21 protein-coding genes are annotated in these 25,437 nt (G+C 73.0%); 11 read left to right on the forward strand and 10 right to left on the reverse strand.

The genetic code is table 11. The features are described 5' to 3' along the window. Position 1: 1 nt before the first annotated feature. Complete coding sequence (gene fdhD / locus ACFY8O_RS24250) at positions 2–850, forward strand: formate dehydrogenase accessory sulfurtransferase FdhD (RefSeq protein ID WP_387905638.1); 849 nt, start codon at positions 2–4, stop codon at positions 848–850. A 246-nt stretch (positions 851–1,096) separates the two neighbouring features. Continuing rightward, complete coding sequence (locus ACFY8O_RS24255; RefSeq protein WP_387905640.1) at positions 1,097–2,176, forward strand: hypothetical protein; 1,080 nt, start codon at positions 1,097–1,099, stop codon at positions 2,174–2,176. A 177-nt stretch (positions 2,177–2,353) separates the two neighbouring features. Here the strand turns inward: ACFY8O_RS24255 and ACFY8O_RS24260 are convergent, their stop codons facing one another. Beyond that, the gene (locus tag ACFY8O_RS24260; RefSeq protein WP_387905643.1) at positions 2,354–3,385 is read right to left on the reverse strand and encodes a bile acid:sodium symporter family protein; all 1,032 of its coding nucleotides are present in this window, start codon (positions 3,383–3,385) and stop codon (positions 2,354–2,356) included. 115 nt (positions 3,386–3,500) lie between these two features. Here ACFY8O_RS24260 and ACFY8O_RS24265 point away from each other — a divergent pair, with 115 nt between their 5' ends. From ACFY8O_RS24265 to ACFY8O_RS24280, 4 genes are all read left to right on the forward strand, one after another. Continuing rightward, positions 3,501–4,394 carry a LysR substrate-binding domain-containing protein gene (locus ACFY8O_RS24265; protein ID WP_387905645.1) on the forward strand — a complete coding sequence of 298 codons (894 nt, stop codon included), beginning with the start codon at positions 3,501–3,503 and terminating at the stop codon, positions 4,392–4,394. A gap of 227 nt (positions 4,395–4,621) precedes the next feature. Continuing rightward, on the forward strand, positions 4,622–6,421 hold the full coding sequence (locus ACFY8O_RS24270) for an AMP-dependent synthetase/ligase (protein WP_387905648.1): 1,800 nt from the start codon (positions 4,622–4,624) through the stop codon (positions 6,419–6,421). A gap of 136 nt (positions 6,422–6,557) precedes the next feature. Continuing rightward, entirely contained in the window at positions 6,558–7,394 is an 837-nt protein-coding gene (locus tag ACFY8O_RS24275; protein ID WP_145810573.1) for an aldo/keto reductase, read from the forward strand. A 459-nt stretch (positions 7,395–7,853) separates the two neighbouring features. Then, positions 7,854–8,816 carry a LysR family transcriptional regulator gene (locus ACFY8O_RS24280; protein WP_387905652.1) on the forward strand — a complete coding sequence of 321 codons (963 nt, stop codon included), beginning with the start codon at positions 7,854–7,856 and terminating at the stop codon, positions 8,814–8,816. A 28-nt stretch (positions 8,817–8,844) separates the two neighbouring features. Here the strand turns inward: ACFY8O_RS24280 and ACFY8O_RS24285 are convergent, their stop codons facing one another. The 5 genes from ACFY8O_RS24285 to ligA form a co-directional block, all read right to left on the reverse strand. Next, a complete protein-coding gene (locus tag ACFY8O_RS24285) occupies positions 8,845–9,150 on the reverse strand; it encodes a 4a-hydroxytetrahydrobiopterin dehydratase (protein WP_387905654.1) in 306 nt (101 codons plus the stop codon). Between the two features lie 106 nt (positions 9,151–9,256). Continuing rightward, positions 9,257–9,997 (reverse strand): YoaK family protein, encoded by a 741-nt coding sequence (locus ACFY8O_RS24290; RefSeq protein ID WP_387905655.1) that lies wholly within the window; start codon positions 9,995–9,997, stop codon positions 9,257–9,259. Between the two features lie 118 nt (positions 9,998–10,115). Further along, a complete protein-coding gene (gene secD / locus ACFY8O_RS24295) occupies positions 10,116–12,410 on the reverse strand; it encodes a protein translocase subunit SecD (protein WP_387905657.1) in 2,295 nt (764 codons plus the stop codon). A 312-nt stretch (positions 12,411–12,722) separates the two neighbouring features. Beyond that, the gene (locus tag ACFY8O_RS24300) at positions 12,723–13,316 is read right to left on the reverse strand and encodes a hypothetical protein (protein ID WP_387905660.1); all 594 of its coding nucleotides are present in this window, start codon (positions 13,314–13,316) and stop codon (positions 12,723–12,725) included. Between the two features lie 175 nt (positions 13,317–13,491). Next, positions 13,492–15,582, reverse strand: coding sequence for an NAD-dependent DNA ligase LigA (ligA, locus tag ACFY8O_RS24305; RefSeq protein WP_387905662.1), 2,091 nt, complete (start codon positions 15,580–15,582; stop codon positions 13,492–13,494). 239 nt (positions 15,583–15,821) lie between these two features. On the opposite strand from ligA, the gene ACFY8O_RS24310 reads away from it, so the two are divergent. The 3 genes from ACFY8O_RS24310 (at position 15,822) to ACFY8O_RS24320 (ending at position 18,677) form a co-directional block, all read left to right on the forward strand. Further along, positions 15,822–16,754: a DUF1996 domain-containing protein gene (locus ACFY8O_RS24310; RefSeq protein ID WP_145810562.1), complete on the forward strand. Its 933-nt coding sequence runs from the start codon at positions 15,822–15,824 to the stop codon at positions 16,752–16,754. Positions 16,755–16,831: 77 nt separating this feature from the next. After that, positions 16,832–17,422: a DUF305 domain-containing protein gene (locus ACFY8O_RS24315; RefSeq protein ID WP_387905666.1), complete on the forward strand. Its 591-nt coding sequence runs from the start codon at positions 16,832–16,834 to the stop codon at positions 17,420–17,422. A gap of 202 nt (positions 17,423–17,624) precedes the next feature. After that, positions 17,625–18,677, forward strand: a complete 1,053-nt coding sequence (locus tag ACFY8O_RS24320; protein WP_387905669.1) for a LacI family DNA-binding transcriptional regulator — start codon at positions 17,625–17,627, stop codon at positions 18,675–18,677. A gap of 4 nt (positions 18,678–18,681) precedes the next feature. Here ACFY8O_RS24320 and ACFY8O_RS24325 read toward each other — a convergent pair whose 3' ends face one another. Both ACFY8O_RS24325 and ACFY8O_RS24330 read right to left on the reverse strand, forming a co-directional pair. Next, positions 18,682–20,958 carry an alkaline phosphatase family protein gene (locus ACFY8O_RS24325; RefSeq protein WP_387905671.1) on the reverse strand — a complete coding sequence of 759 codons (2,277 nt, stop codon included), beginning with the start codon at positions 20,956–20,958 and terminating at the stop codon, positions 18,682–18,684. Between the two features lie 102 nt (positions 20,959–21,060). Further along, on the reverse strand, positions 21,061–21,477 hold the full coding sequence (locus ACFY8O_RS24330) for a hypothetical protein (protein ID WP_145810555.1): 417 nt from the start codon (positions 21,475–21,477) through the stop codon (positions 21,061–21,063). Between the two features lie 179 nt (positions 21,478–21,656). On the opposite strand from ACFY8O_RS24330, the gene ACFY8O_RS24335 reads away from it, so the two are divergent. After that, entirely contained in the window at positions 21,657–22,433 is a 777-nt protein-coding gene (locus ACFY8O_RS24335; protein WP_145810553.1) for an MBL fold metallo-hydrolase, read from the forward strand. After that, on the forward strand, positions 22,430–23,050 hold the full coding sequence (locus ACFY8O_RS24340; protein ID WP_145810551.1) for a DedA family protein: 621 nt from the start codon (positions 22,430–22,432) through the stop codon (positions 23,048–23,050). The genes ACFY8O_RS24335 and ACFY8O_RS24340 overlap by 4 nt, the downstream gene beginning before the upstream one ends. Before the next feature lie 27 nt (positions 23,051–23,077). Here ACFY8O_RS24340 and ACFY8O_RS24345 read toward each other — a convergent pair whose 3' ends face one another. After that, positions 23,078–24,103, reverse strand: coding sequence for an MBL fold metallo-hydrolase (locus tag ACFY8O_RS24345; RefSeq protein ID WP_145810549.1), 1,026 nt, complete (start codon positions 24,101–24,103; stop codon positions 23,078–23,080). Between the two features lie 13 nt (positions 24,104–24,116). Continuing rightward, on the reverse strand, positions 24,117–25,355 hold the full coding sequence (locus tag ACFY8O_RS24350; RefSeq protein ID WP_145810548.1) for an aminotransferase class I/II-fold pyridoxal phosphate-dependent enzyme: 1,239 nt from the start codon (positions 25,353–25,355) through the stop codon (positions 24,117–24,119). Between the last annotated feature and the right edge of the window lie 82 nt (positions 25,356–25,437).

Consider the following 25,437-nt stretch of genomic DNA (forward strand, 5'->3'; position numbering starts at 1 on the left):
TATGGGACGGGTCACCGAGCGTCGCCGCACCATCCGCATCCGGGACGGGGCGGTCACGACCCGCCCCGACACCCTTGTCGCCGAGGAGCCCCTGGAGATCCGGCTGAACGGCAGGCCGCTCGCCATCACGATGCGCACCCCGGGCGACGACTTCGCGCTCGCGGCGGGCTTCCTGGTGAGCGAGGGCGTGATCGGTGAGGGCTCCGAGGTGCAGTCGATCGTCTACTGCGCCGGGGCGACCGCCGACGGCGTGAACACGTACAACGTGGTGGACGTCAAGCTCGCGCCGGGTGTCGCCGTCCCCGACATCACGCTGGAACGGAACGTCTACACCACGTCGTCCTGCGGCCTGTGCGGCAAGGCGAGCCTGGACGCCGTCCGCACCACGACCCGCCACGCCATCGCCGACGCTCCCCCGGTCCGGGTGACACCCGCGCTGCTCGCCGCCCTCCCCGACCGGCTGCGCGACGCGCAGCGGGTGTTCGACCGGACCGGGGGCCTGCACGCCGCCGCGCTGTTCTCACCGGAGGGCGAGCTGCTCGACATCCGGGAGGACGTGGGCCGCCACAACGCGGTCGACAAGCTCGTGGGGCGCGCGCTGACCGACGACCGGCTGCCGCTCTCGCAGTCGATCCTGCTGGTGTCCGGCCGCGCCTCCTTCGAACTGGCGCAGAAGGCGGTGATGGCCGGGATCCCGATGCTGGCCGCGGTCTCGGCGCCGTCGTCGCTGGCCGTGGATCTCGCGGCCGAGAGCGGGCTGACCCTCGTCGGCTTCCTGCGGGGGCAGTCCATGAACGTGTACGCGGGGGACCACCGCATCGCCCTGGAGGCGGCGGTGGGCCAGGGCTGAGACGGCCCCGCCCGCTGCACGGGGCACGGGCCCGGCCGGCGGGGAGCGCCCCCTGCGCCGGCCGGGCCCTCTCCGGCGTGGCGCCCCGTGCCCGGTCCGGCGCAAGCGGAACAGGCGCTGTCCCTTGTGATGGTCGGAACTCGCGGAGAGTACCGGCACAGGGTGGGGGTACACCCAGGCGACCGATGGACCGTGACACGGGCAGGCACCTGACCGGTGATCCTGCCCGCTTCCGAAGGGACACCGATGCCAAGACGACTGCCTCGGGCCCGCAGGCTGCTGACGCTGGCGGCACTGCTGGGGTTATCGCTCGGCGCCGCGCCCGCGACGCAGGCCGCGCCGGCGGACGAGGGCACCGCACTGCCCATCGCCTACCACTGCGATCTCGCGGTGGATGCGCTCCACGAGCGAGTGTTCATCTCCGACTACAACACGGGCAGTGTCCTGGTGGCCGACTATCAGGGCCGTATCGTCCGGACGATCCGAGACCTGCCGGGTGTGTGCGACCTGGAGCTGTCCGCCGACTCCCGCACGCTGTACGCGCCACTCGCCCTGGATGACGCCATCAGTGTCATCGACACCGGTACCGGCCGGCAGCGAGCCCGCCACGCCACCGGCGCCGGCACCGCACCGTTCCACGCGGCACTGAGCGGCCGGACACTGTTCTTCGGTTACGGGGAGCAGTGGGAGGCGAGCATCGGCTCGCTCACCGTCGGCACCTCCGCCCCGAAGGTGCGTCTGGGGCTCATTCCGGAGGGGGACTTCAGCGGTGCGCCGCTCCTGGCCACCTCGCCCGCGGCACCGGGAACTCTGGTCGCCGGAGACCAGAACACCTCCCCGAGCACCCTCTCCGTCTACGACGTCTCGGGGACCAGCCCCGTGCTCCGCACGACGGTGCGCGACCCCGGCGGGGCCTCCAGCTTCAGCGACCTGACCATGACGCCGGACGGGGAGACGCTGCTGACGGCGTCCGGGGCGCCGTACCACCACCCCTCGTTCCGGCTGCCGGACCTGACCGAGGGCCACACGTATGCCAGTACGTCGTACCCCAACGCCGTCGCCGTCTCCTCGCGCGGCGACGTCGCCGCGGGCGTGAACAGCATCGAGCCCGACCCGGACGTGTACCTGTACCGGGCCGGAGCCGACTCGCCGTACCGCACGGTGTCCCTCGCTCCCGCGACCGGATACGACGCCGGCCACCTGCGTCCCCGTGGCCTCGCCTGGGCACCGGACGGAACCCGCCTGTTCGCGATCAGTGGTCACAGCGACGAGGAGCACCTGCGTCTCGTGGTCATACCGTCAGCACATCGGTCAACGGTCGACTAGGACCTCACGGGGTGGCCCTGCCGGCGTCCCCGCGGCGCCCGGCAGGGCCGCACCCCCTGTGGCCGCCCCGGCCAGACCGCCGGACCGGCACCGTGGACGGGATCTCCTGTCCTGGCCACGGGAGGGAGAGGGAGTGGAGAGCACTGACGGGCGCGTGGGCACACCCGGCTGCCCCGGTCAGCTCACCGGCACGGGCTGCTCCGACGCGGCTGCCCCGTCCGGCAACGGATCGCGCGAGCGGCGCTTGGCGAGCACCGCGCAGACCATCAGCTGCATCTGGTGGAAGAGCATCAGGGGCAGCACCGCGAGGCCGGCGTGCGCGCCGAACAGGACGCTGGCCATCGGCAGCCCGGCCGCCAGGCTCTTCTTCGAGCCCGCGAACTGGATGGCGATCCGGTCCTCTCGGCCGAAGCCGAGCCGCTTCGCCCCGTACCAGCTCACCGCGAGCATGAGGGCCAGCAGGACGGCCTCGGCAGCGAGCAGCCCCAGGAGCCGAAGCGGGGTGACCTGATGCCAGATCCCGGCCACCATGCCCGCGCTGAACGCCGTGTAGACGACGAGCAGGATCGAGCCCCGGTCGACGTAGCCCAGCACCGTGCGGTGGCGGCCGATGAAGCCCCCGATCCGGCGCCGGAGCAGTTGCCCCGCGAGGAAGGGGACCAGCAGCTGCACGACGATCTTCAGCAGCGAGTCGGCGGAGAACCCTCCCCCGCTCCCCCCGAGCAACACGGCGGCCAGCAGGGGCGTGAGCAGGATCCCGGCGATGCTGGAGAAGGAGCCCGCGCAGATCGCGGCCGGGACGTTGCCGCGGGCGATCGAGGTGAAGGCGATCGAGGACTGGATGGTCGAGGGCACCAGGCACAGGAAGAGGAAGCCGTCCTGGAGCTGGGGGGCCAGCACGTGGGGCACCAGCCCCCCGGCGGCGAGCCCGAGCAGCGGGAACACCAGGAAGGTGCAGGCGAGGACCGTGAGATGGAGCCGCCAGTGCTTCAGCCCGTCCAGCGCGTCGGCCGTCGACAGGCGCGCCCCGTAGAGGAAGAAGAGCAGGGCCACCGCTCCGGTCGAAGCGCCGTCGGCCACCTCCGCACCGGTCCCCGACACGGGCAGCACCGCCGCGAGTCCCACCGTGCCGATCAGCGCCAGGATGTACGGGTCGACCGGCAGCCATGACGGCAGGGCGGGGATACGGCGGCTGGTGCGGCGGCTCATGTGCTCCGTGCTCTCTGGGTGGAATCGTGGCCTCCCCATCCTGCTCCTGGGCACCGCGATCGGGAATCCCGTACACCGCACTGACTGTCATCACATTTCGCGATAACCTCGGGCTGTGTACGACCCCGTTCAGCTCCGCACCTTTCTCGCCGTCGCCCAGACCCTGAGCTTCACCCAGGCGGCGCGCAGGCTCGGGGTGCGCCAGTCCACGGTGAGCCAGCACGTCCGCCGGCTGGAGGCCGAGGCGGGCCGGCAGCTGTTCACGCGCGACACGCACCGGGTCGACCTCACGGAGGACGGCGAGGCCATGCTGGGCTTCGCGCGCACGATCCTCCAGGCCAACGAGCGGGCGGCGGCCTTCTTCACGGGCACCCGGCTGCGCGGCCGGCTGCGCTTCGGGGCGTCCGAGGACTTCGTCCTCACGCGGCTGCCGGAGATCCTGGAGTCGTTCCGGCGCCGGCATCCCGAGGTCGAGCTGGAGCTGTCGGTGGAGCTGTCCGGCACACTGCACCGCCAGCTCGCGGCGGGGCGGCTCGATCTGGTGCTGGCCAAGCGCCGGGCCGGGGACACCCACGGCGAGCTGGTCTGGCAGGACACCCTCACCTGGATCGGCGCCCCGCAGCTGCGGATCGACCCCGAGCGCCCGCTGCCGCTGATCGTGTACCCGCCTCCCGGCATCACCAGGGCACGGGCGCTGGAGGTGCTGGAGGAGCACGGCAGGCCCTTCCGCTTCGCGTGCACGAGCGCCAGCCTGAGCGCCCTCGTCGCCGCGGCCAGGGCCGGCCTGGGCGTGATGGCGCACACCCGGGGGCTCATCCCGCCCGGACTCGTGCCGGTGCCGTCCCGGGCCGGGCTGCCGGAGCTCGGGGACGTGGACTTCGTGCTGCTGCACGGGCGGCGGAGAGACGCCGCCCAGGAGGCGGCGGACGCCCTGGCGGCGGCGATCCTGGCGGGCGGCGACCGGCTGCACCGGGGTCCGGCGGCGGCCACGCACCCCGCACCTGCGTAACTTCCGCGTACAGATTCGGTGGAGATTCCCGCCCGAGCTACTTACTCCACGGTCAGAAGTGCGCCCGAGCCTTGCCCATCTGGCCCGATTTCTACGGTTGGCCTGGCCGGATGCCTCGCTTTCCCGGGCGTTCGAAACCTCCCGCGGACCGGCCCGGTGAGGTAGCGTCGCGGCGCCGTGCGGAGCGCCACAAGGAGCAGTCATTGCGCGAGTTCACTGTCCCAGCCATGGCCGCCGCCCCTCAAGTCGGCGGACTTGCCGACACCGTCTTCGACTTCGCGGAGGACGACCCCCACCGGACCGCCCTCGGCCGCAAGGACGCGCAGGGGCAGTGGCACGACGTGTCGGCCGCCGTCTTCCGCGACGAGGTGCTCGCCCTGGCCAAGGGCCTGATCGCCCAAGGCGTCCGGTTCGGCGACCGCGTCGCCCTGATGTCCCGCACGCGCTACGAGTGGACCCTGTTCGACTTCGCCCTCTGGACGGTCGGCGCCCAGTCCGTGCCCATCTACCCGACGTCCTCGGCCGAGCAGGTCCTGTGGATGCTCCACGACGCCGAGGTCGCCGCCGTCATGGTCGAGCACGAGGACCACGCCATGACGATCGGTTCGGTGATCGACCGGCTGCCGAACCTGCGCCGGCTCTGGCAGCTGGACGCGGACGCCGTGACCGAGCTCATGGCCGCGGGGGCGGCGGTCGACGACGAGGTGGTCCACCGGCACAGACGTGCCGTGACCCCCGACTCCGTGGCCACCGTGATCTACACCTCCGGCACGACGGGACGCCCCAAGGGCTGCGTGATCACCCACGCGAACTTCATGTTCGAGGCCGACACCATGGTCAGCCGGTGGCACCCGGTGTTCCTCTCCAAGCCGGGCGAGGAGGCGGCGACGCTGCTCTTCCTGCCGCTCGCCCACGTCTTCGGGCGCATGGTGGAGATCGCGGCGCTGCGCGGCCGGGTGAAGCTCGGCCACCAGCCGGAGCTGTCCGCGAAGGCGCTGATGCCGGACCTGGTGTCCTTCCGGCCCACCTTCATCCTGGCGGTTCCGTACATCTTCGAGAAGGTCTTCAACGGCGCGCGCCGCAAGGCGGAGTCCGAAGGCCGTGCCGGGGCGTTCGACAAGGCCGTCGAGATCGCGGTGAAGTACGCGGAGGCGATGGAGGAACGGGCTTTCGGCACCGGCCCCGGCCCGTCCGCCGGCCTGCGGATGCAGCACCAGTTCTTCGACAAGGTCGTCTACCGCAAGGTCCGCGAGGCGATGGGCGGCCGGGTGCGGCACGCCATGTCGGGCGGCTCCGGCATGGACCGGCAGCTCGGGCTGTTCTTCGCGGGCGCGGGCGTCACGGTCTACGAGGGCTACGGCCTGACCGAGACGACGGCGGCGGCCACGGCCAACCCGCCCGAGCGGACCCGCTACGGCACCGTCGGACAGCCGATCCCGGGCTCCTCCGTGCACATCGCACGCGACGGCGAGGTCTGGGTGCACGGGGCCAACGTGTTCTCCGGATACCTCGGCGACCCCAAGGCCACGGACGCGGTGCTGCACGACGGATGGCTGGCCACCGGCGACCTCGGCGCGCTCGACGATGACGGCTATCTGACCATCACCGGGCGCAAGAAGGAGATCCTGGTGACCTCCGGCGGCAAGAGCGTGGCCCCCGCCGGCCTGGAGGAGCGGGTGCGCGCGCATCCTCTGGTGGCCCAGTGCATCGTCGTCGGGAACGACCGGCCCTACATCGCGGCGCTGGTCACCGTGGACCACGAGTCGGTGGAGCACTGGCTCGCCATGCAGGGCCGTACGCCGATGCGCCCCGCGGATCTGGTGCGCGATCCCGATCTGGAGATGGAGGTGCGGCGGGCGGTCGTCGCCGCGAACACCGCCGTGTCGCAGGCCGAGTCGATCCGTACGTTCCGCATTCTGGCCCACCAGTTCACCGAGGAGCAGGGCCTGCTGACCCCCTCGCTGAAGCTGAAGCGCAAGGCCATCGAGACGGCGTACGCGGCCGAGGTCGACGCCCTGTACCGGTGAGGCCCGCGACCACGCGCTGACGTCCGGTCAGGGTTACGTTGCTTTCACCACCCGATCCCGGCGGCCGGGAATGTCTGGGCTCCTCTGATCGTTCCCTGTGCGACGTATCGACCGACAACGTAAGGATCGACCGCTCGTGAGCCAGGTCCCCACCATCACCCTCAACAACGGCCTCGAGATGCCGCAGCTCGGCTTCGGCGTCTGGCAGGTGCCGGACGACGAGGCCACTGCGGCCGTGACCACGGCCCTGGAGGCCGGGTACCGGAGCATCGACACCGCCGCCATCTACGGGAACGAGGCGGGCACCGGCAAGGCCCTCGCGGCCTCCGGCATCGCCCGCGAGGAGCTGTTCGTCACCACCAAACTCTGGAACACCGAGCAGGGGTACGACTCGACGCTGCGCGCGTTCGACGCCTCGCTGGACAAGCTCGGGCTGGACTACGTCGACCTCTACCTGATCCACTGGCCGGTGCCTGCCAAGGACGCCTACGTCGACACGTACAAGGCCTTCGAGCACATCCTCGCCGAGGGCCGCGCGAAGGCCGTCGGGGTGTCCAACTTCCACCCGGAGCACCTGGAACGCCTGCTGGGCGAGACGTCCGTGGTCCCCGCGCTCAACCAGATCGAGCTGCACCCGCAGCTCCAGCAGGCCGAGTCCCGTGCCTTCCACGCCCGGCACGGCATCGCCACCGAGGCCTGGTCGCCGCTGGGCTCGGGCAAGGGCCTCCTGGAGGTCCCGACGGTCGTCGCCGTCGCGCACAAGCACGGCAGGACCCCGGCTCAGGCGGTGCTCCGCTGGCACCTCCAGACCGGCAACGTCGTGATCCCCAAGAGTGTGACCCCGTCGCGGATCGCGGAGAACATCGATGTGTTCGGCTTCGAGCTGGACGCCGATGACCTGGCGGCCTTCGCCGCGCTCGACGAGGGCAAGCGCCTGGGCCCCGACCCCGCCGAATTCAACCTCGGCGCCTGATCCCCGCGCCTCCGGCGGCGCCCCCACAGCTCTCCGCGCTGTGGGGGCGCCGGTGAGGGCCTGGAGCCCTGCCCGTGGGTTCGGGGTGATGCGCGGGGGCGGCCTCGGCACGACAGCGGTGGTGACGGCCGGGACGCGCCGGCGCCCGCGCACCAGGGGGATGTCCGCGTACGCGGAGGCCTCCCTGTCCGGACGGCGGCCGAGGAGGGCGCGTCCGGCTCAGCCGGGCACCCGGAAGGCCGGCAGCCCAGCAGGGTACGGGCCGCGGGAGGGACGAGCGCGAGGACGGCGTCCGCCGCGGCCCTCGCTCGGGGCAGACCCCCGGGGGGCCTGTCGTGGCGAGCCGATTCCACGTCGTAGTCCCGCACACGCACGACTCCAGGACGATCTCCGTGCTCGTGTCGCGGAACAGACCCCCTACGTATTGCCGGTGGGTGCCCGCGGCCATAACGTGCGGCCATGGAGCTGGAGTTGCGTCATCTGCGCACCGTACGGGCCATCGCCGACACAGGGAGTCTCACCAAGGCCGCAGCCGCGCTCGGGCTCGCGCAGCCCGCGCTCAGCGCCCAGTTGCGGAGGATCGAGAAGGCCCTGGGCGGGCCGCTCTTCGACCGGGACCACACGGGTGCACGGCCCACACCGCTCGGCGAACTGGTCCTGGAACGGGCGCGGGTGGTGCTGCCCGCCGTGCGTGAACTCCAGGAGGAGGCGGTGCGGTTCGCCAACGCGTCGGCGGCCGTGGAGCGCTTCCGGCTCGGCGGGACGCACGGCCCACTGCTCGGCGGGCTGGTGGACCGGCTGGCCGCGGCGCACCCGACGGCTCCGGTGACGACGTACACCTCCTGGTCGGTGGCCGAGATCGCCTCGCTGTTGATCGACGGCCGGCTGGATTTCGCCCTGATCGGTGCCTGCGGCGAGAGCCCGCCACCCATGGCGGACCGTCTGCTCTGGCAGGTCATCGGCGTGGACCCGGTGTTCGTGATGCTGCCGGAGGATCACGCGCTGGCAGGGCGGCCGGAGCTCGAACTCGCCGCGCTGGCCGACGAGTGCTGGGCGGACGTGCCCGGTGACGGCTGCTTCGCCGACTGCTTCACCGCGGCCTGCGCCCGTTCCGGCTTCACCCCGGTCTCGGTCTACGAGACGGACACGGCCTCCGTCGTGCATCTGGTGCAGGTGGGCAGGGCCGTCGGGCTGTGCAGGGCCACGTTCCCACCGGCCCCCGGCCTCGTGACGCGTCCGCTCGTGGGGTCGCCGCTGACCTGGCGGCACCTGCTGGGGAGACATCCACGGTCCCTGGCGGCCGACGCCGCCGCGAAGACGGTGGGCGGCCACACCCGCTCGGCGTACGCGGAGGCGGTGCGGCGCAGCGACAGCTACGCGGACTGGCTGGCCGCACACCCCCGCTTCGGCCCCGCGCCCTGACGCCCGGCCTGGTGTGCCGGGCCCGGACTCACTGCGCGCCGTGTCCCGCGGCGATCGCCTCGACGCGTGTGGCCAGCTCGATGTCCTTGTGCGTCACGGCGCCGCCCGCGTCGTGCGAGTTCACCGCGAGCGACACCGTGTCGTAGCCCAGCGTCAGGTCCGCGTGGTGGTTCAGCTCGTCCTGGATGCGGGCCACGTGGACGGTCAGCCCGGTGGCGGCGAAGTGGGAGGACAGCCGGTAGGTACGGGTGATCCGGTCCCCCTCCAGACGCCAGCCGGGGAGTTCGCGCAGTGCGTCCTCGATGGCGTGCGCGGACAGCGGTTCGGCGGGCATGGGGCGGCTCCTCGTGGTCCGGTGCGCTCGGCGGTCCCCGTGACGTTACGGTCCGGGCGCTGCCGCTGTCGCGCCCGACACGGCTGCCCCGGCCGGCCCGCCGTACTCAGGCGGTGACGGGCCGCCTGGTCCACGGGGTGTCGCCGCGGCCCGGCAGGAGTGTGACGGCGACGGCCGCCAGCAGGATCACCAGCGCCACCGCCAGGGGCAGTTCACGCAGGTCGCCGAGGACGGCGAGTCCTCCGGCCACGGCTCCGGCCAGCATCGCGGCGGCGGAGAGGCCCCGCCGTCCCGCCCTGCTCCCCGGACCGCCGGCGAGCCGGCTGTCGGCGACGGTGCCGGTGAGGGTGCGCGTGAGCACCGTGGTGGTGAGGTCGGGGACCGCCAGCGCGCGGACGGCGGCGTTCTGCACCCCGAGGCCGAGCCCCAGCAGGGCGATGAGCGTGAAGCGGACGCCTCCGGTGTACGGACCTCCCGACACCAGCGACACGGTCAGGGCGCAGGCGACGCAGGCGGTCTCGACGAGGAGCGCGCGCCGCAGCTGACGGCCCCGGTCCGCACCCGCCCGGTGCACCGCGATCCCGCCGGACCACGCCCCTGCCAGGAACGACACGAGGGCCACTGCCGAGGCGAGGACCGAGAAGCCGGGGGCGCCGGCCAGGGCGAATCCCATGAAGACGACGTTGCCGGTCATGTTGGCGACGAAGACGCGGCCCAGGAGCAGGTAGCTGAAGGCGTCGACGAGCCCGGTGAGCACGGTCAGGCCCAGCAGGAGCGGCGGCAGCGGCCCGTCCGGGCCGTTCATGTCGGGTACGAGCGTGGTCCAGGCGTCACGCGGTACGGGCATGCGCGGCACACTCCGATCGGCTGGGCGTGATCCGGATTGTGCCGCAGCCGGGCACGCGCACCGCCGGTACGCGCCGGGCGGGACCTCACACGGCCCGCCCGGCGCGATCCCTACGGCCCTACACACGTGCCCCGTTGTCGGAGGGATCCCGGCGGCGTGCCCGGCCGGCCGGCACCCCGCGTTTCGGTGCGCGCTTCCTGGCCGGCGGCGGGGCCTTGCTGCTCCGCTCCAGGAGAAGCGCGCCCGGAACGGCCGTCATGACCGAGGAGTACGTGCCCACGCAGATGCCGATCAGCAGGGCGAGCGCGAAGTCCGCGAGCGAGTCCCCGCCCAGCACCGCGAGGGCGGCCAGGATGAACAGGGCGCCCATCCCCGTGTTGACGGTACGGGGAACGGTCTGCAGCACCGCGCGGTTGGCCACCTCGGCGATCGGCGTGCGACGGTTCTTCGCCCACAGCTCCCGCACCCGGTCGAAGACCACGACCGAGTCGTTCACGGAGTAGCCGATGACGGTGAGCAGCGCGGCGAGGAAGATTCCGTCGACGGGACGGCCGAGCCAGGCGAAGGCGCCGACCAGGATGACGACGTCGTGGACCAGCGCCCCCACGGAGGCGACGGCGAACGTCCACCGGAACCGGACCGCGAGATAGGCCAGTTGCACGAACACGGCGACCCCCAGCGCGATGAGCGCGTTGCGCCGCAGTTCGTCGCCGAGGCTGGGCCCGATCAGTTCGTCCCGCACCTTGGTGGTCTCGCCGCCCACCTCGGCCAGGGCCGTGCGCAGGGTGTGTTCCCCCGCGTTGTCGAGCTTGCCGGTGCGTACGGAGAGGTCGTGGTCGTCCGCCGTGGTGACCTCGGCGCCCTCGAACCCGGCGGCGGCGATCGTGTCACGGGCGGTCTCGACGTCGACGGGACGGCTGGTGGAGTACTCGACGAGCCGTCCGCCGGTGAACTCGACGCCGAGGTCCACACCGCGCACGAGGATGCCCGTCACGGCGACGAGCACGAGGGCGGCGGACACTCCCAGCCAGCGCCGCGGAGCCCGGAACAGCTGGGGGTCCCGCGCGTTCAGCCAGGTGCGGACCCGGCCCGGGCGGGCGATCCCGTTGATGCCGCGGTAGTCGCTGACGAACCGCGAGCCCGCCGCGAACTCGGTGAGCGCGCGGGCGATGACGAGGGCGGAGAACATCGAGGCCAGGACACCGATGGCGAGGGTGACCCCGAAGCCCTTGACCGGCCCGGACCCCAGGAAGAAGAGCAGGGCCGCGGCGATCAGGGTGGTGACGTTGGAGTCGGCGACGGCGCTCCACGCGTTACGGAATCCGGCCGTCAGCGAGGAGCGCAGCGAGCGGCTCCGCCGGCCCGCGTACTCCTCCCGGGCGCGTTCGAAGACGAGGACGTTGGCATCGACCGCCATGCCGATCGCGAGGACGAATCCGGCGAGCCCCGGCAGGGTCAGCGTGACACCGAGGGCCACCAGCGCGGCGTAGGAGATCAGGCCGTACGCCGCCAGAGCGAGGGCGGCGAGCGCGCCGAAGAGCCGGTACACGAAGGTGATGAAGAGGGCGGTGGCCGCCGCGCCGATGAGTGCGGCACGGGCACTCGCGTCGATGGCGGCGGCGCCCAGCGTCGGACCGACGGTCCGCTGCTCGACGATCTCGACGGGCACGGGGAGTGCGCCGCCCTTGATGAGCAGAGCGAGATCGCGTGCCTCGTCGGCGCTGAAGGAGCCGGTGATCTGGGTGGAGCCGGAAGGCAGTCCGATCTCGCAGCCGACCGAGGGATCGACCTGCGGAGAGGAGATGACCTTGTCGTCGAGGACGATCGCGACGCGGCGCTTCTGGTCCCCGGCCGGGTGGCACGCGGCGTCCGCGGTGAGGCGCTTCCACTCCGCGCCCGCGTCCTTGTGGAAGTCGAGGGCGACGGACCAGCCGGCGCCCTGCTGGGCGTCGAACTGTGCGGTGGCGTCCTTGACCCCGGCGCCGGAGAGACGCTCCGGACCGAGGGCGAGAGGAGTGCCCTGTTCGTCGGGCAGGGTGCGGTCACCGTCGGTACCGGTACCGGCCTCCTGGACCGGATGGAAGCCGAGCTGGGCGGTCCTGCCGATGACCTCGGCCGCCTGGCGCGGGTCCTGGACGTCGGGCAGTTCGACGATGATCCGGTCCTCGCCCGAGCGGGTCAGGACCGGTTCGGAGACTCCGAGTGAATCGATGCGCTGGCGCAGTACCTCCATGGTGCGATCGGTGCTCTCCCGGTCCGCCTTCGCGGTGCCGGAGTCCTTGGCCTGGAGCACCATGCGGGTGCCGCCCTGGAGGTCGAGGCCGAGTCTGGGTGACATGGTCAGGGTGATGAACACGGAGACGAGCAGAACGGCGGCAGCCAGAACCGCTCGCACCGTGGTGGCGCGAGTCATGGGATCCCCTTGCGTGGGCGTCGTCCGCCCCGGCCTCGACCGCGAAGGCAGGCCCGGCCCGCCGGAAGGACAGGCCTCCGGCCGTGCGGACCCCTGCCGCGGGCCACACGGAGACGGCCCCGGCGCGGGTCCGGGCTGGGCGCGACCGGCAGGGTCCGGACGCGGCAGCACACGGCCCGGGCCCGGCCGGCAAGGCCCGAGCTCAGCTGGAACGGCGCGCCGCGGCACCTGCGCCCGCGTCGGCGTGGACGCCCGGGCTCGGCGAGGGCGCCTGCGTCGGCACGGGCCCGTGCCCGGCGTGGACGCCAGGTCTCAGCGAGGCCGTCCTGGGCTCGTCGCGGCCGAGGAGGACGACTGGTCTGTGGAACAGGACCGGTGGCAGGCCGGCTGACCGGCCGTCGTCCCAGGAGGGCCGCGCACGCCGGGCAGCGTCGCGTCGACCCGGCCGGACACCGCATGCGCGGCTCCCGCCCGTGCCGGTGCGGGACCGCGGGGAACGATCAGACCCGGCGGGCGCGGCGGCAGGGCGCCGTGACCGGGCGGTGGAACAAGGTGCGGGGCGTGGGGACGGTCGATGCCCGCACGCGGTCCGGGAAGGGGCGCGGCCTCCGCCCACCGGCCGGGCTCGGTCAGGGCATCGGCGTGCGGCCCGTCGAGCGGTGCGGTCCGGTCGAAGAGGTGCGTGGTGACGGACGGAACCGACGGGGCGAGCGCCGCCGCGGGGGCCGTGCCCCCGAAGACGGTGAGCAGCGCGAGGAGGAGTGCGGCGAGCATCGGCGCCGGCGTCTCGCGCCGCCCGCGCGGGACGGCCGGAGGCCGGAACGACTGCCCGGAGCGCGGGAAGCGCACCGCGCCACGCGGGACGCACGGACGGCCCGGCCGCTGCCCGTCCCGCGGAGAACGCATCGCTCCTCGCCCTCCGGCCCGTCGCGACGGCCGTTCATCACGTATCAACAGGCCGATCCCCCGACAGTGAGGCGCGACCGAACCCTCACTATGCAATACACGGTCTGGAAACGCCACTGTCGCAACGATCCGAAGGGCGTGCCCCGCCTGCCCCCTTCACTCCTCAGGTCACTTCTCAGGCAGGCAGATAGGCTTTCACCAGCTCGGCGAACTCCTCGGGTCCGGCGATCCTGATCTCCAGTTCCTCCGCCTTGGCACGCTTGGATCCCGCCTTCTCCCCCGCGACCAGCAGGCTCGTGCGCTTGGAGACGCTGGAGGAGGACTTGCCCCCGGCCCGCTCGATCAGCTCGTTCATCTGGTTGCGGGAGAGCTTCTCCAGTACGCCCGTCATGGCACCGGTGACCACGACGGTCATGCCGCCGAGAGGCAGCCCTTCCGCCTCTTCGCCCCCGGTCCCGCCCTCCGGTTCGGCGCCGGGCTCCGGGGGCGGAGTCGCGCCGGGCTCGGTCATGGTGACCCCGGCGGCGACGAGCTTGCCGATCAGGGGCGCGAGCTCCTCCAGTTCCTTGACGACGGCCGCGGCCTTCTCCTTGCCTATGCCGTCGACCCGCTGGAGGCTCTCGGCGTCGGCGGCGACGATCCGGTCCATCGAGGCGAAGTAGCGGGCGATCCGCCGGGACATCGAGCGGCCGGTGCCCCGCACTCCGAGGGCGCAGAACACGCGGGACAGCGGCCGGGTCCTGGCCGTGTCGATGGCCGCCAGCAGATTGTCGGTGGAGGTCTCCCCCATCCGCTCCAGGGAGAGCAGTTGCTCCCGCTCCAGCGTGAAGAGGTCGGCGAAGTCCTGCACGAGTCCGGCGTCGACCAGCTGGACGACCCTGGTCGCGCCGAGACCCTCGATGTCGAGCTGATCGCGTCCGGCGGCGTACGAGACGGAGGCGACCACCCGGCAGTCACGGCCCCGCGTGCAGCGCCAGCGCTGCTCGCTCGTGTCGATCTCCGACCCGCACCGGGGGCAGACCTCGGGGAATTCGACCGGCTTCTCCTCACCGGTCCGCAGATGGGCGACCGGTGCCTCGATGCGGGGGATGATGTCGCCCGCCTTGTAGACCATCACGTGGTCGCCCAGGCGCAGATCACGGCGGGTGATGTCGGCCGGGTTGTGGAGCGTGGCGTAGCTGACCGTGGATCCGTCGATCTCGACGGGCTCCAGGACGGCGCGCGGCGCGATGATGCCGGTCCTGCCGACGTTCCATTCGACGGCGAGCAGCCGGGTGACCTTCTCCACCGCCGGGAGTTTGTAGGCGATGGCCCAGCGCGGAGCCCGCGTCCCGGAGCCCGCGTCACGCTGGTCGGCTGCGAGATCCGCCTTGATCACGATGCCGTCTATCCCGAACGGCAGTGAGGCGCGCAGGGCCGCGATGCCCTCCACCCCGGCCTGCACGTCCTCCGCCGTGGTGACCACGCGGGGAGCGACCGCCGTGTCCGCGGCGGTGTGCACACCGAGCCCGGCGACGAGCTCCAGAACCTCGCTGTGCGGGAGTTCGGCCAGCTTCTCCGCCAGCTCGCCGGAATCGGGCAGCGCGAGGGCGCCGTAGGCGAAGAAGGTCATCTCCACCCGGTACGGACGGTCCTTGGCCCGCAGCGTGCCCGCCGCGCCGTTGCGGGGATTGGCGAAGGGAGCGGCGCCGTGCGCCGTGCGCACCGTGTTGGCCTGCTCGAACTGGGCGTCGGTCATGAGGATCTCGCCGCGCACCTCGAGGGTCTCGGGCGCGCCGAGCCGATCCGGCAGCCCGAGAACCGTGCCGATGGCGTGCGAGACGTCCTCCCCCGCCGTCCCGTCCCCACGGGTGATGAGCTGCTCCAGCCGGCCCCGGCGGTAGCGCGCCGCCACGGCGAGACCGTCGAGCTTGGGCTCGACGCTCCACGCGGCGACCGGTCTGCCGATCCGCCGCTCCACGGAGGCGGTCCAGGTGACGAACTGCTCGGCGGAGAAGACGTTGTCCAGCGAGAGCATCGGGACGGTGTGCGGCACGTCCCCCGTCGCCGCCCCTCCCGCGACCTTCCCGGTGGGCGAGGCGTCCAGCACCTCCTGCGGATGCTCCTCCTCGTAGGCCGCGATACCGCGCACCAGACGGTCGTAGGCGTCGTCGTCGAGCGCACTCTCACCTGCGGTGTAGTACGCGGCGGCGGCACGCTTCGCCTCTTCCACGGCAGCCGCGTAGGCGGCGGTGTCGGCGAGGACGCCAACTGAGTTCGTCGTCATGACCACCATCCTGCCGTCCGGCACTGACAATGCCCTCCGGCGCGGGGTGACAGCACGCCAAGGAGAGCGCTCCCCTCCCTCCTCACGACTTCAACTCTGTTCATTCAGCAGGTAATTGACGGTATTGCGCACGGTCTTGACATGCTTCCGTCACGCTTCTACGTTCTCGAAGAGAGCGCTCTCTCACTCCGGCCGGGCTCCCGGCCGAAGGAACCCCACTTCCTCAGAACAGGAGTGCCGTGCTCTTCCTCAGACGACGCACGACCGGACACGGCGGGCGCAGATCCCTGCCGCCGTGGCGCTACCGCATCGCGGGGCTCGCCGCCGCCGCACTCGCCCTGTCCCTCGTCCAGGCCTCCGCGGGCAACGCGGTGGGCGACCGCGCCGCGACGGGCCGGCCCGAGGCCGCCGACGTGGTCCGGGTGGCCGAATTCCTCGCCGAATGCCCCTACACGCACCGGGCGCCCGACGACCCGATCGTGCTGCCCCATCTGCCCGGCGCCTCGCACATGCACAGCTTCTTCGGGAACGACTCCACCGACGCGCACTCGGACCTCGCGTCGCTGGAGAGGGCCGGCACCACCTGCGCGCCGGCCTCCGACCTCTCCGCCTACTGGGTCCCGACCCTGTACGACGGCGACCGGGAGGTGGAGCCGACCGGCACCACGTTCTACTACCTCGGCGAGGGCGTGCGCGACGACATCATCCGTACGATCCGGCCGTTCCCCCGGGGCCTGCGGATCGTGGCGGGCAACGCGAAGGCCACCGGCCCCGGCGACAACACCATCTCCCGCTGGTCGTGCCTCCACCACGGCGAGGTCGATCCGTCCCACGACTTCGTCACCTGCCCCGCGGGCTCGATGATGGAGAGCTATCTGGACTTCCCGCAGTGCTGGAACGGCAAGGACCTGGACTCGGCCGACCACAAGAGCCACATGGCCTACCCGGTGGGCGGCGCCTGCCCGTCGACCCACCCGGTCCCGGTTCCCAAGCTGCGCCAGGTACTGCGCTATCCGGTCAACGGCGACCCGGCCCGCTTCCGTCTCGCCTCCGGGCGCGGCTACACGATGCACGGCGACTTCTTCAACGTGTGGCCCGAGGCGGAGCTGGCCCAGCGGGTTCGCGACTGCATCAACGCCATCATCAAGTGCGGCGCCGACGGCACTCCCTGACGTGACGTCATCTCCCTGTCCAACGGCGCCCGTCCGGCCCGGCCGGGCGGGCGCCCCGGTGCAAGGAATCACCCACCATGGCACCTCGTCGCCTCCCCACGGCACTTCTCCTGCTCACCCTGCTGACCGGTTGCGCCGGGGAAGAGGGGCGAGAAGCCCCGTCCGGGCCGGGATCCGTACAGGCGGGTACGACGCCGGCGCCCCTCTCCCCCTCCGCCGACCCCACCGACACCGCCTGGGTCCAGTTGATGATCCCCATGGACACCGGGGCCGTGGCCCTGCTGGACCTCGCGGCCCACAGGGCCTTGGGCCCCCGTCTGCGCTCCTGGGCCGCGGGCCTGCGCGCCGCCCAAACCTCCGAACTGGCCGCGCTGCGCGGGCTGCGGGACCGGATGGGGCTGCCCGGCACCGATGTGCACGAGGGGCACGACATGCCCGGCATGGTGACGGCGCACGACCTCGCGGGCGCCCGCGCGGCCGAGGGGACCGCCTTCGACCGCCTGCTCGTGACGCTGATCCACGAGCACCTGGAGCACTCGATGCGTGTCTCGCGCTCCGAGATCGCGGCGGGCGGCGGTGCGGCGGCCAGGGAACAGGCACGGGCGCTGGTGACCGCGCGCGGGGAACAGCTGGCCGGACTGACGGCGCTGCGCGACCGCGACCACTGACGGTACGGCCGCCGGTCCCGTCCGGCCCCGCCGCCACCGGCACCGGCCTGCTCGTGCCGGCGAACGCCCGGTCCGCCGAGGCGCGCGGACGGACGGGGTCACCGACGGGCCGCGAGCGGGCGGGCCGCGCCCCGGCCGGCCGGTGCCGCTGACGTGCCGGAACCCTCCGCACACCTGTCGGATCACCCGGTATAAAGACTGCATGACTGCCGACGTCTCGCCGCCCGCACGCCCCACCACCCTGGAGGACGTGGCCGCGGTCGCGGGCGTCTCCCGGGCCACGGTGTCCCGTGTGATCAACGGCGCGACCACGGTGGATCCGGCGCTTCGTCGCATCGTCGAGAAGGCCGTGGCCACCACGGGCTACGTCCCCAACCGCGCGGCCCGTTCCCTGGTGACCCGGCGGACCGACTCGATCGCCCTGGTGGTCTCCGAGCGGGAACGCCGTCCCGTGGCCGAGCCGTTCATCGGCCGGATGTTCTCCGACCCGCACTTCGGGCGTGTGGTCGGCGGTCTGATGGAGGTGCTGCGCCCCGCCGGGATCCAGATGGTGCTGATGCTGGCCGACGACGAGGCGTCGCGCAACCAGTTGCTGTCCTATCTGCGCCAGGGACACGTGGACGGGGTGGTGCTGATCTCCTCCCACGCCGACGACCCCCTGCCCGACCTGCTGCACGAGACCCGGCTGCCCGCCGTGCTGGCCGGCCGGCCCCGCCGGCCCTCTCCGCTGACCTACGTCGAGGCGGACCAGCGGGCCGGGGCCCAGATGGCGGCCGACCATCTGGCGGCCCTGGGCCGACGGCGCGTCGGGACGATCGCCGGCCCGCAGGACATGCCCGCCGGGCAGGTGCGGCTGACCGGCTTCCTGGAGGCGCTGGAACAGCACGGCATCGGGGACGTGGTCACCGCCGAAGGGGGCTTCACCCACGCGGGAGGAGCTTCGGCGATGCGCAGACTGCTGAGCGAGCGGCCCGACCTGGACGCGGTGTTCATCGCCTCGGACCTGATGGCGCTGGGTGCCCTGCCGGTACTGCTACGGGCGGGCAGGGACGTGCCCGGCGATGTCGCGGTGGTGGGCTTCGACGACAGCAACGCCGCGGTGGCCTGCGATCCGCCCCTCACGACCGTGCGTCAGCCGGTGGAGGAGATGGCGGCCGAGATGGCCCGGCTCCTGCTGAAGCAGATCGGCCGGCCCGGTGTGCCCGCGCCGTCGGTGGTCTTCCATCCGACACTGGTACGGCGCGAGTCCGCCTGATCCGTCAGCCGCGTGCGCCGGGCACCGCGTCGCCCGGGTCCGGCACGGCCTCCTCCGGAACGGGACGGTCCAGGACCCGCCCGTCCGGCACCGGCTCGTCCAGGACCGGGCGGGTCACGGTGGTCGCCCCCTCCCTCACCGAAGCGGCCTCCGGAACGGATTCGTCCACCAGGGCCGCTCCCGCGAGCCCTTCCTGCAGGAGCGGCACCTGCGGCCCCGAGAGCTCCCGGAGCCAGCGGGCGAGCACCCGGTGCACCTCCTCCGCTCCCACCAGCCCCGCCCCCGCCTCCCCGCCGGGAGCGTCCGCCGCGACGGCGTCCAGCGGGTCCGCCAGCGTGCGCGGCCAGAGCAGGAACGGCCGGGACTGCCGGCCGCCGAGCCCCCCGTGCGAGCCGATCTGTTCCTCGAAGGCGTGTACGTGTCCGGACTCCGGGTCGTACATGGAGTTGACCATGACGTCCGCCACGTGCGGGAAGGTGTCGGTGCGCCGCACCGCGTCCGCCGCGCCCGCACCGAAGACGGCGATCGGGCCCTGCCCGTCCCTGAGCTCCGCGACGGGGACCTCGGCGCCGTCCCGGCCCAGCACCACCGATCCGTGCTTCTGGCTCCGTACGAGCAGGAAACCTATCCCGGGATGGGCCGCGAGCGTGCTGAGCAGTGCGGGGTGACGGCGGTCCAGCTGCTCGCGCGTGGCCCGGCCCTCGATGTCGGGGAACGACAGGAGCCCGAGGTTTCCGGAGGCCAGCACGACGGGGTCGGACGGCTTGTCCGGGTGCTCCGCCTCCTGTTCGCCGTCCACGGGCCTGTGCAACGCGATGCGCACGGCGTCGCGTGCCTCCGACGCGCTGCGGGTGCGCTGGGCCCTGCGGGGGACGGGCAGCCCGCAGCCGGCCCGTACGAGGTCCTTGAGCGTGAGGCCGTAGCGTCCCGCGAACGTCTCCCCGGGGCTCTGGCCGTGGTCGGACAGCAGCACGACCCGGTAGTCGCGGGGAGTGTGTTCCGCGATCTTCAAGATCAGGCCCAGCGAGCGGTCGAGCCTGGTCAGGACCTTCTCCGCGTCCCTGCTGTGCGGTCCGGAGTGGTGGGCGACCTCGTCGTAGGCGACGAGATCGGCGTAGACCGCCGTGCGTCCCGCGAACATGTCGCCGATCACCGCGGCCACCACGACGTCGCGCTCCACGACGGTCGCGAACGCGCGGATGAAGGGGTACAGCCCGCCGCGCTTGACCCGGGGGGTCTCCTTGCGCAGCCGGGCACGCGTGGACTGGCCGATCTCGCGGACCACCTCGGCGACGAAGGAGAGTGCCGTACGCACGGCGTTGGCCGGGTCGGAGAAGTAGGCGAAGTAGCCGGCGCGTGAACGGCGGCCCTTGCCTCGCCTGGCGGCCATCGACAGGACCAGGGCCAGCTGGTCCGCGCCGCCGCTGAAGAGGTTGCCCCGGCTCGCGCCGTCGACGGTCAGCAGTCCTCCGTCGCGGGTGCGGGCGATGGCCCTGCGCTGCAGTTCGAGGGCGCTCGCCGGCCTGCTGGAGACCATGAGGGTGCCTGTCTCCTTCTCGAACCAGCGGAAGGCGGGCACGTCGTGGTTGCTGCCGTGCAGGATGCCGAGCTGGCTGGCGCCCGTCTGGCTCGACCAGTCGGTCGTCCACGGGGTGAGCCGGTGCCCCGCCTCGTCGTCGAGCAGCGAGGCCACGGTCGGCATGATCCCGCCGGCCGCGGCCTCGGCGAGTACATCGTGGCCCACTCCGTCGAGCTGGAGGAAGACGATGCCGGGCGGACCGCCCCGTCCGCCGTCCGGCGTGCCGGGTGTGCCGCCGCGTCTGCGGCGCCGGTCGGCCAGGCGGGAGAGTCTGCGCCGGTAGGCGTCGTCGTCGCGGACCGCGAGAGCGGTGGACACCGCGGAGGCCACGGCGGACATGACGGCGGCGACGACCACGGCCGTCTCCGGGTTGGCGTCCCCGCGTCCGTCCGGGATGAGCCGCAGGGCGATCAGCAGCAGTGAGCCGTTGAGGAAGAAGACCAGGGCGCCCAGCACCAGGGCGGGCACGATGAGCAGGGCCCTCACGAGGACGGGCCACACCAGGGCCGAGAGCAGACCGAAGGCACCCGCGCCCCACGCCGCGGTGAAGGCGGTCCTGGTGACGGTGTCGCCGTCGTCGGACTGGAGGCGGAAGTCGGGCAGGATGCCCGCGAGGGCCAGCATGGTGAGCGTGGAGACGGCCCACACCGAGACCACGCGTACCAGCGTTCCGCCCGCCGTACGCCATCGCCCGTCACTCACGCCGTTCCACCTCACGTCCGGGCCCGTCGTTCGTCGTGGACCCGCGTCAAGCCTGTCACAGCCTTTTCGGGATCCTTCGGGGACCCGGCTGCCGGCTCCGCGTCAGCAGCCGTCGTACCCGGCGGTCGGCATGGAGAGTCTGCGGTGGACGCTCGCCTTGGCGCGGGCGGTGTAGACGGGCTCCTCCAGCCCGGCGTACTCCAGCCGTACGCCGCGCCGCTCGCACTCCGCGGCGAAGTCCGGCACGGAGACGACCGCCCGGGCGAGGACCCGGTCGTTGGGAGCCACGAACAGCTCGACCTGCCCGCTCTCGGAGCCCGCCCACAGAGCGTGGTGGTCGGGACGCAGGCCGTAGACGCGCAGCTGGCGGGTGACGACGTATCCCCGGTCGGCGGCCCACCGGGCGCACATGGCCTGCTGGCCGCGGGTGTCGACGAGGAAGGGATCGCCGTCGAGCTCCTCCAGCGGTGTGAGACTGGCGATGGCCGCCACCCGTACGTCCGCGACGCCGTCCCCCATGAACCGCTCCCCCCGCACTCGGATGCTGGCGACGACCCTACCTCCGGTGTGCCTCTCCGTAGCCCTGCGTGACCGTACCGGGGAGGGCGGAAAGGAGCACTCCGGCGTGGGAGGGGCGCGGACCGCATACCCTCGTACGCGTACGAGGCCGACGGGGGCGCGGAGGAGGAGGCAGGGCGGTGGAGGTCACCTGGTGGGGTCATGCCACCTGCACGATCGAGGACACCGGCGTCCGGGTCCTGACCGATCCGCTGTTCGTACGCCGCTTCGCGCATCTGCGCCGCCGGCGGGGCGAGCTTCCGCCCCCCGAGGCCGCCGTCGCCGACGTGGTGCTGATCTCGCATCTGCACTCCGACCACCTGCACCTCCCCTCCCTGGCCCGGCTGGCCCGCGGCAGCCTGCTCGTCGTCCCCCGGGGGGCGGTCGGGGCCGTCCCGGGTCTCCGGCTGCTGCGCCGGGCGCGCGGGCTGCGGATCACCGAGGTCGGCCCGGGTGACGTGGTGCGGGTTGGTGAGCTCCTGGTCCGCGCGGTCCCGGCCTCGCACGACGGGCGACGGCTGCCGGTCGGCCCGCACCGCGCGCCGGCCCTGGGCTATGTGGTCGAGGGCGAGGCGCGGACGTATTTCGCCGGGGACACCGGGCTGTTCGACGGGATGGCCGAGGCGGTGGGGACGGTCGACGTGGCGCTGCTGCCGGTCGGCGGCTGGGGCCCGTACCTGGGCCACCACCATCTCGACGCGACGCGCGCCGCGCAGGTGCTGACCCTGCTGGAGCCTCGGTCCGCGGTGCCGGTGCACTACGGCACGTACTGGCCCATCGGCATGGACGGGATCCGGCCGCACGAGTTCCACTCGCCGGGTGACGAGTTCGTGCGGCACGCGGCGAGGCTGGCGCCCGGGGTGTCGGTGCACCGGCTGGGGCACGGAGAGCATGTGAGGCCGGAGGCCCGTAGGTGATCGAGGAAGTGCTGCGGCAGCTCCCGACGGAGTCGACGCAGCAGGCGGCCGGTTATCCGTCGCTGTTCTTGCTGGTGGCGCTGGGATCGCTGGTGCCTGTGGTGCCCACGGGCGCGCTGGTGAGTTCGGCGGCCGTGGTGGCGTCCCACCAGACCTCACCGTTCGCCCTGCTCGTGGTGTTCGCCGTGGCGTCGGGTGCGGCCTTCCTCGGGGACATGTGCCTGTACTGGCTGGGGCAGCGCGGGGTGGGGTCGAAGAACGGCTCGCGGTGGCTGGAGGCGATCAGCAGCCGGGCTGCTCCCGAGCGGCTGGACCAGGCGCAGCAGAAGCTGGAGGAGCACGGCACGGTGGTGCTCGTGCTGTCCCGGCTGGTACCCGCCGGACGGATACCCGTGATGCTGGCCTGTCTGCTCGGCGGGATGCCGTTGCGGCAGTTCGCCCGGGGCGACGTGCCCGCGTGCCTGGCCTGGGCGGCGACGTATCAGCTGATCGGGATCCTGGGCGGTTCGCTCTTCCCCGAGCCGTGGCAGGGTGTGCTCGCCGCGGTCGTCCTGACGTTGCTGATCAGTGGGACACCCGCGGTGTGGCGGCGGCTGCGGGCGCGCCTGGCCGGCTGAGGGGGCGGGGCACCGGCCGGACACCGGTCAGGCTTCCAGGACCCGCGAACCGCCGACCGGCAGGTCCCAGAGGTCGGCGCGGGAGTGCCCGGCCCGCTGCCAGGCCGTGCGGAGCCGGGTGAGGGGTTCGAGCACGGGTTCCGCGGAGAGCAGGAACGTCGCCCAGTGCATGGGCGCCATCGCGCGCGCACCCAGATCCTCGAACGCCTGTACGGCCTCTTCGGGGTCGGTGTGCACGTCCGAGAGCCACCAGCGCGGTTCGTACGCCCCGATCGGCAGCATGGCCAGGTCCAGGCCGGGGTGGCGGCGGCCGATCTCCTCGAACCAGTGGCCGTAGCCGGTGTCCCCCGCGAAGTAGATCCGCCGCCCGCTCGGGGCGCCGAGCACCCAGCCGCCCCAGAGCGACCGGCAGGTGTCCAGGAGGGTCCGCTTGGACCAGTGGTGGGAGGGCACGAAGTCGAACCGGACCCCTCCCAGCTCCACCGATTCCCACCAGTCGAGCTCGGTGACGCAGGTGAAACGGCGGCGCCGGCACCAGCGGCCGAGCCCGGCGGGGACGAGCAGCGGGGTGTCCCTGGGAAGCCTGCGGAGCGTGGGCGCGTCGAGATGGTCGTAGTGGTTGTGGCTGATCAGGACCGCGTCGATGCGCGGCAGCTCCTCCCAGCGGACACCGACCGGGGTGATCCGGGCGGGGGTACCGAGGATGCGGCGCGACCAGACCGGGTCGGTGAGGACCGTGAGGCCACCGATGCGGACGACCCAGCTCGCGTGACCGGCCCAGGTGACGGCTGTCGTGTCCGCGTCCACCTCGGGCAGCGCCTGGGGGGCGTAGGGCAGCCGGTGGATCCCCCGCAGCCCTTCGGCGTTGGGCCGCAGGGCGCGCTCCCTGGCCAGGCGAGTCATGCCCCTGACACCCGGAAGCGGGGCGGAGAGCCGGTCCGCGAAGCTGCGCGGCCAGATCCGGAGCTCGCCGAGGCGGCGCGGCACGGCGGCTGGGCGGCCGGTGGGCGCGTGGCCGGTGCCCGCGTAGGGGCGCTCGGTCTGTTCCGTCATCGAGAGGCTCCTGTCATCGGAGTTCATCGAGGGCTGCTGCGAAAATGCTCAGTGCTCGGGCGACATGGGGCAATTTCAGGGGCTCCACCGCAGTGAGGGACTCCATCTGCTGCTCCGGGGTTGAGCCGAGCAGCGGGCCGGTGCTCAGTCGCGCCCGCAGCGCGCCCAGTTCGTCCCCGAACCTGTGCCCGCCGGGAGCCGGGGCACCCAGGCGTTCCGTGAGGTACTCCTCCAGCTCCAGCGAGTCGGTGACGCCACGGGCGGCCAGCCGGGGGCGCAGGGGCCCGAGGTCGGCGTAGAGGTGACGGCCGGCCTGCGGGGGCCTGGCCAGGGCCCCCGCGGTGAGCACGGCACGGTGGGCGGCGGAGGCGACCTCGGCCTGGAGCCCCGCCGCCTGGCGGATCCTGGCCGTCACGGCCTCGGGTTCGCGCAGCGCGTGGGCGGCGGCGCGGGCCACCGGTTCCGCGACGAGCGCGCCGAGCGCGGTGAGGATGTCCAGCACGCGGGCCCGCCCGGCCGCGGCGCGCGCGGTGGCGGGGAAGCGTGCGACCGCCACCGGCCAGGCGGACGGGGTGAGCGCCCCGGCCAGGTCGGAGACCACGGTGACGTCGTCGGGGCACATCTCTGCGGGGCTGAGCACGACGGTGTCGTGGGGCCGGTGCAGGGTGTCGCGCCAGGTCTCGTCGCTGACGATGTGCAGGCCTTCGGTCACCGCGGCCTCGCAGGCCTCCCGCACCAGCTCCGGCGGGGCGAGGGTCGCCGTGGGGTCGTCGGCCACAGAGATCAGGAGCAGCCGGGGCCTGCCGCCCTCGGCGCGCACCCGGCGCACGGTCTCCAGCAGGGCGTACGGGTCGGGAATGCCGCCGCACTCGGCAGGGGTGGGCACGTGGTAGGCGGGGCGGCCCAGCAGCCGGGCCTGGGGCATCCAGCCGGCCGGACAGGGCCGGGGCATGATCACATCGCCGCCGTACGCCGCAATCAGCGCGAACACAAGCGGCTGGACCCCGGGCGCCGCCGCGACGTCCTCGGGCCCGCAGTGCAGGCTCCGCCGCGCCCAGTAGGCACAGGCGGCCTCCCGCAGGATCGTTCCGCCACCGGGGGGCTCGGGGCGGGTGCGCGCGGCGGAGGCGGCCAGTACGCCGGCGAGCTCCGGCAGCACGGGAAGACCGGGATCGGGCGCGGGGGGTCCGTACCGCACCGGGCCCCGGTCCTCCCTCAGGGGGTGGGGCCGCTTCCGCTCGCCTCCGTGCATCCCGGGTCTCCGTCCGCCTGCGTCGCCCTCAGGGCCCTTTATACGGAGGTTCCCCGGGGTCCGCCCCCGCACCGGTCCGGGA

It is taken from the genome of Streptomyces argenteolus (assembly GCF_042902585.1).
In the GTDB taxonomy this organism is placed as follows: Bacteria; Actinomycetota; Actinomycetes; order Streptomycetales; family Streptomycetaceae; genus Streptomyces; species Streptomyces argenteolus.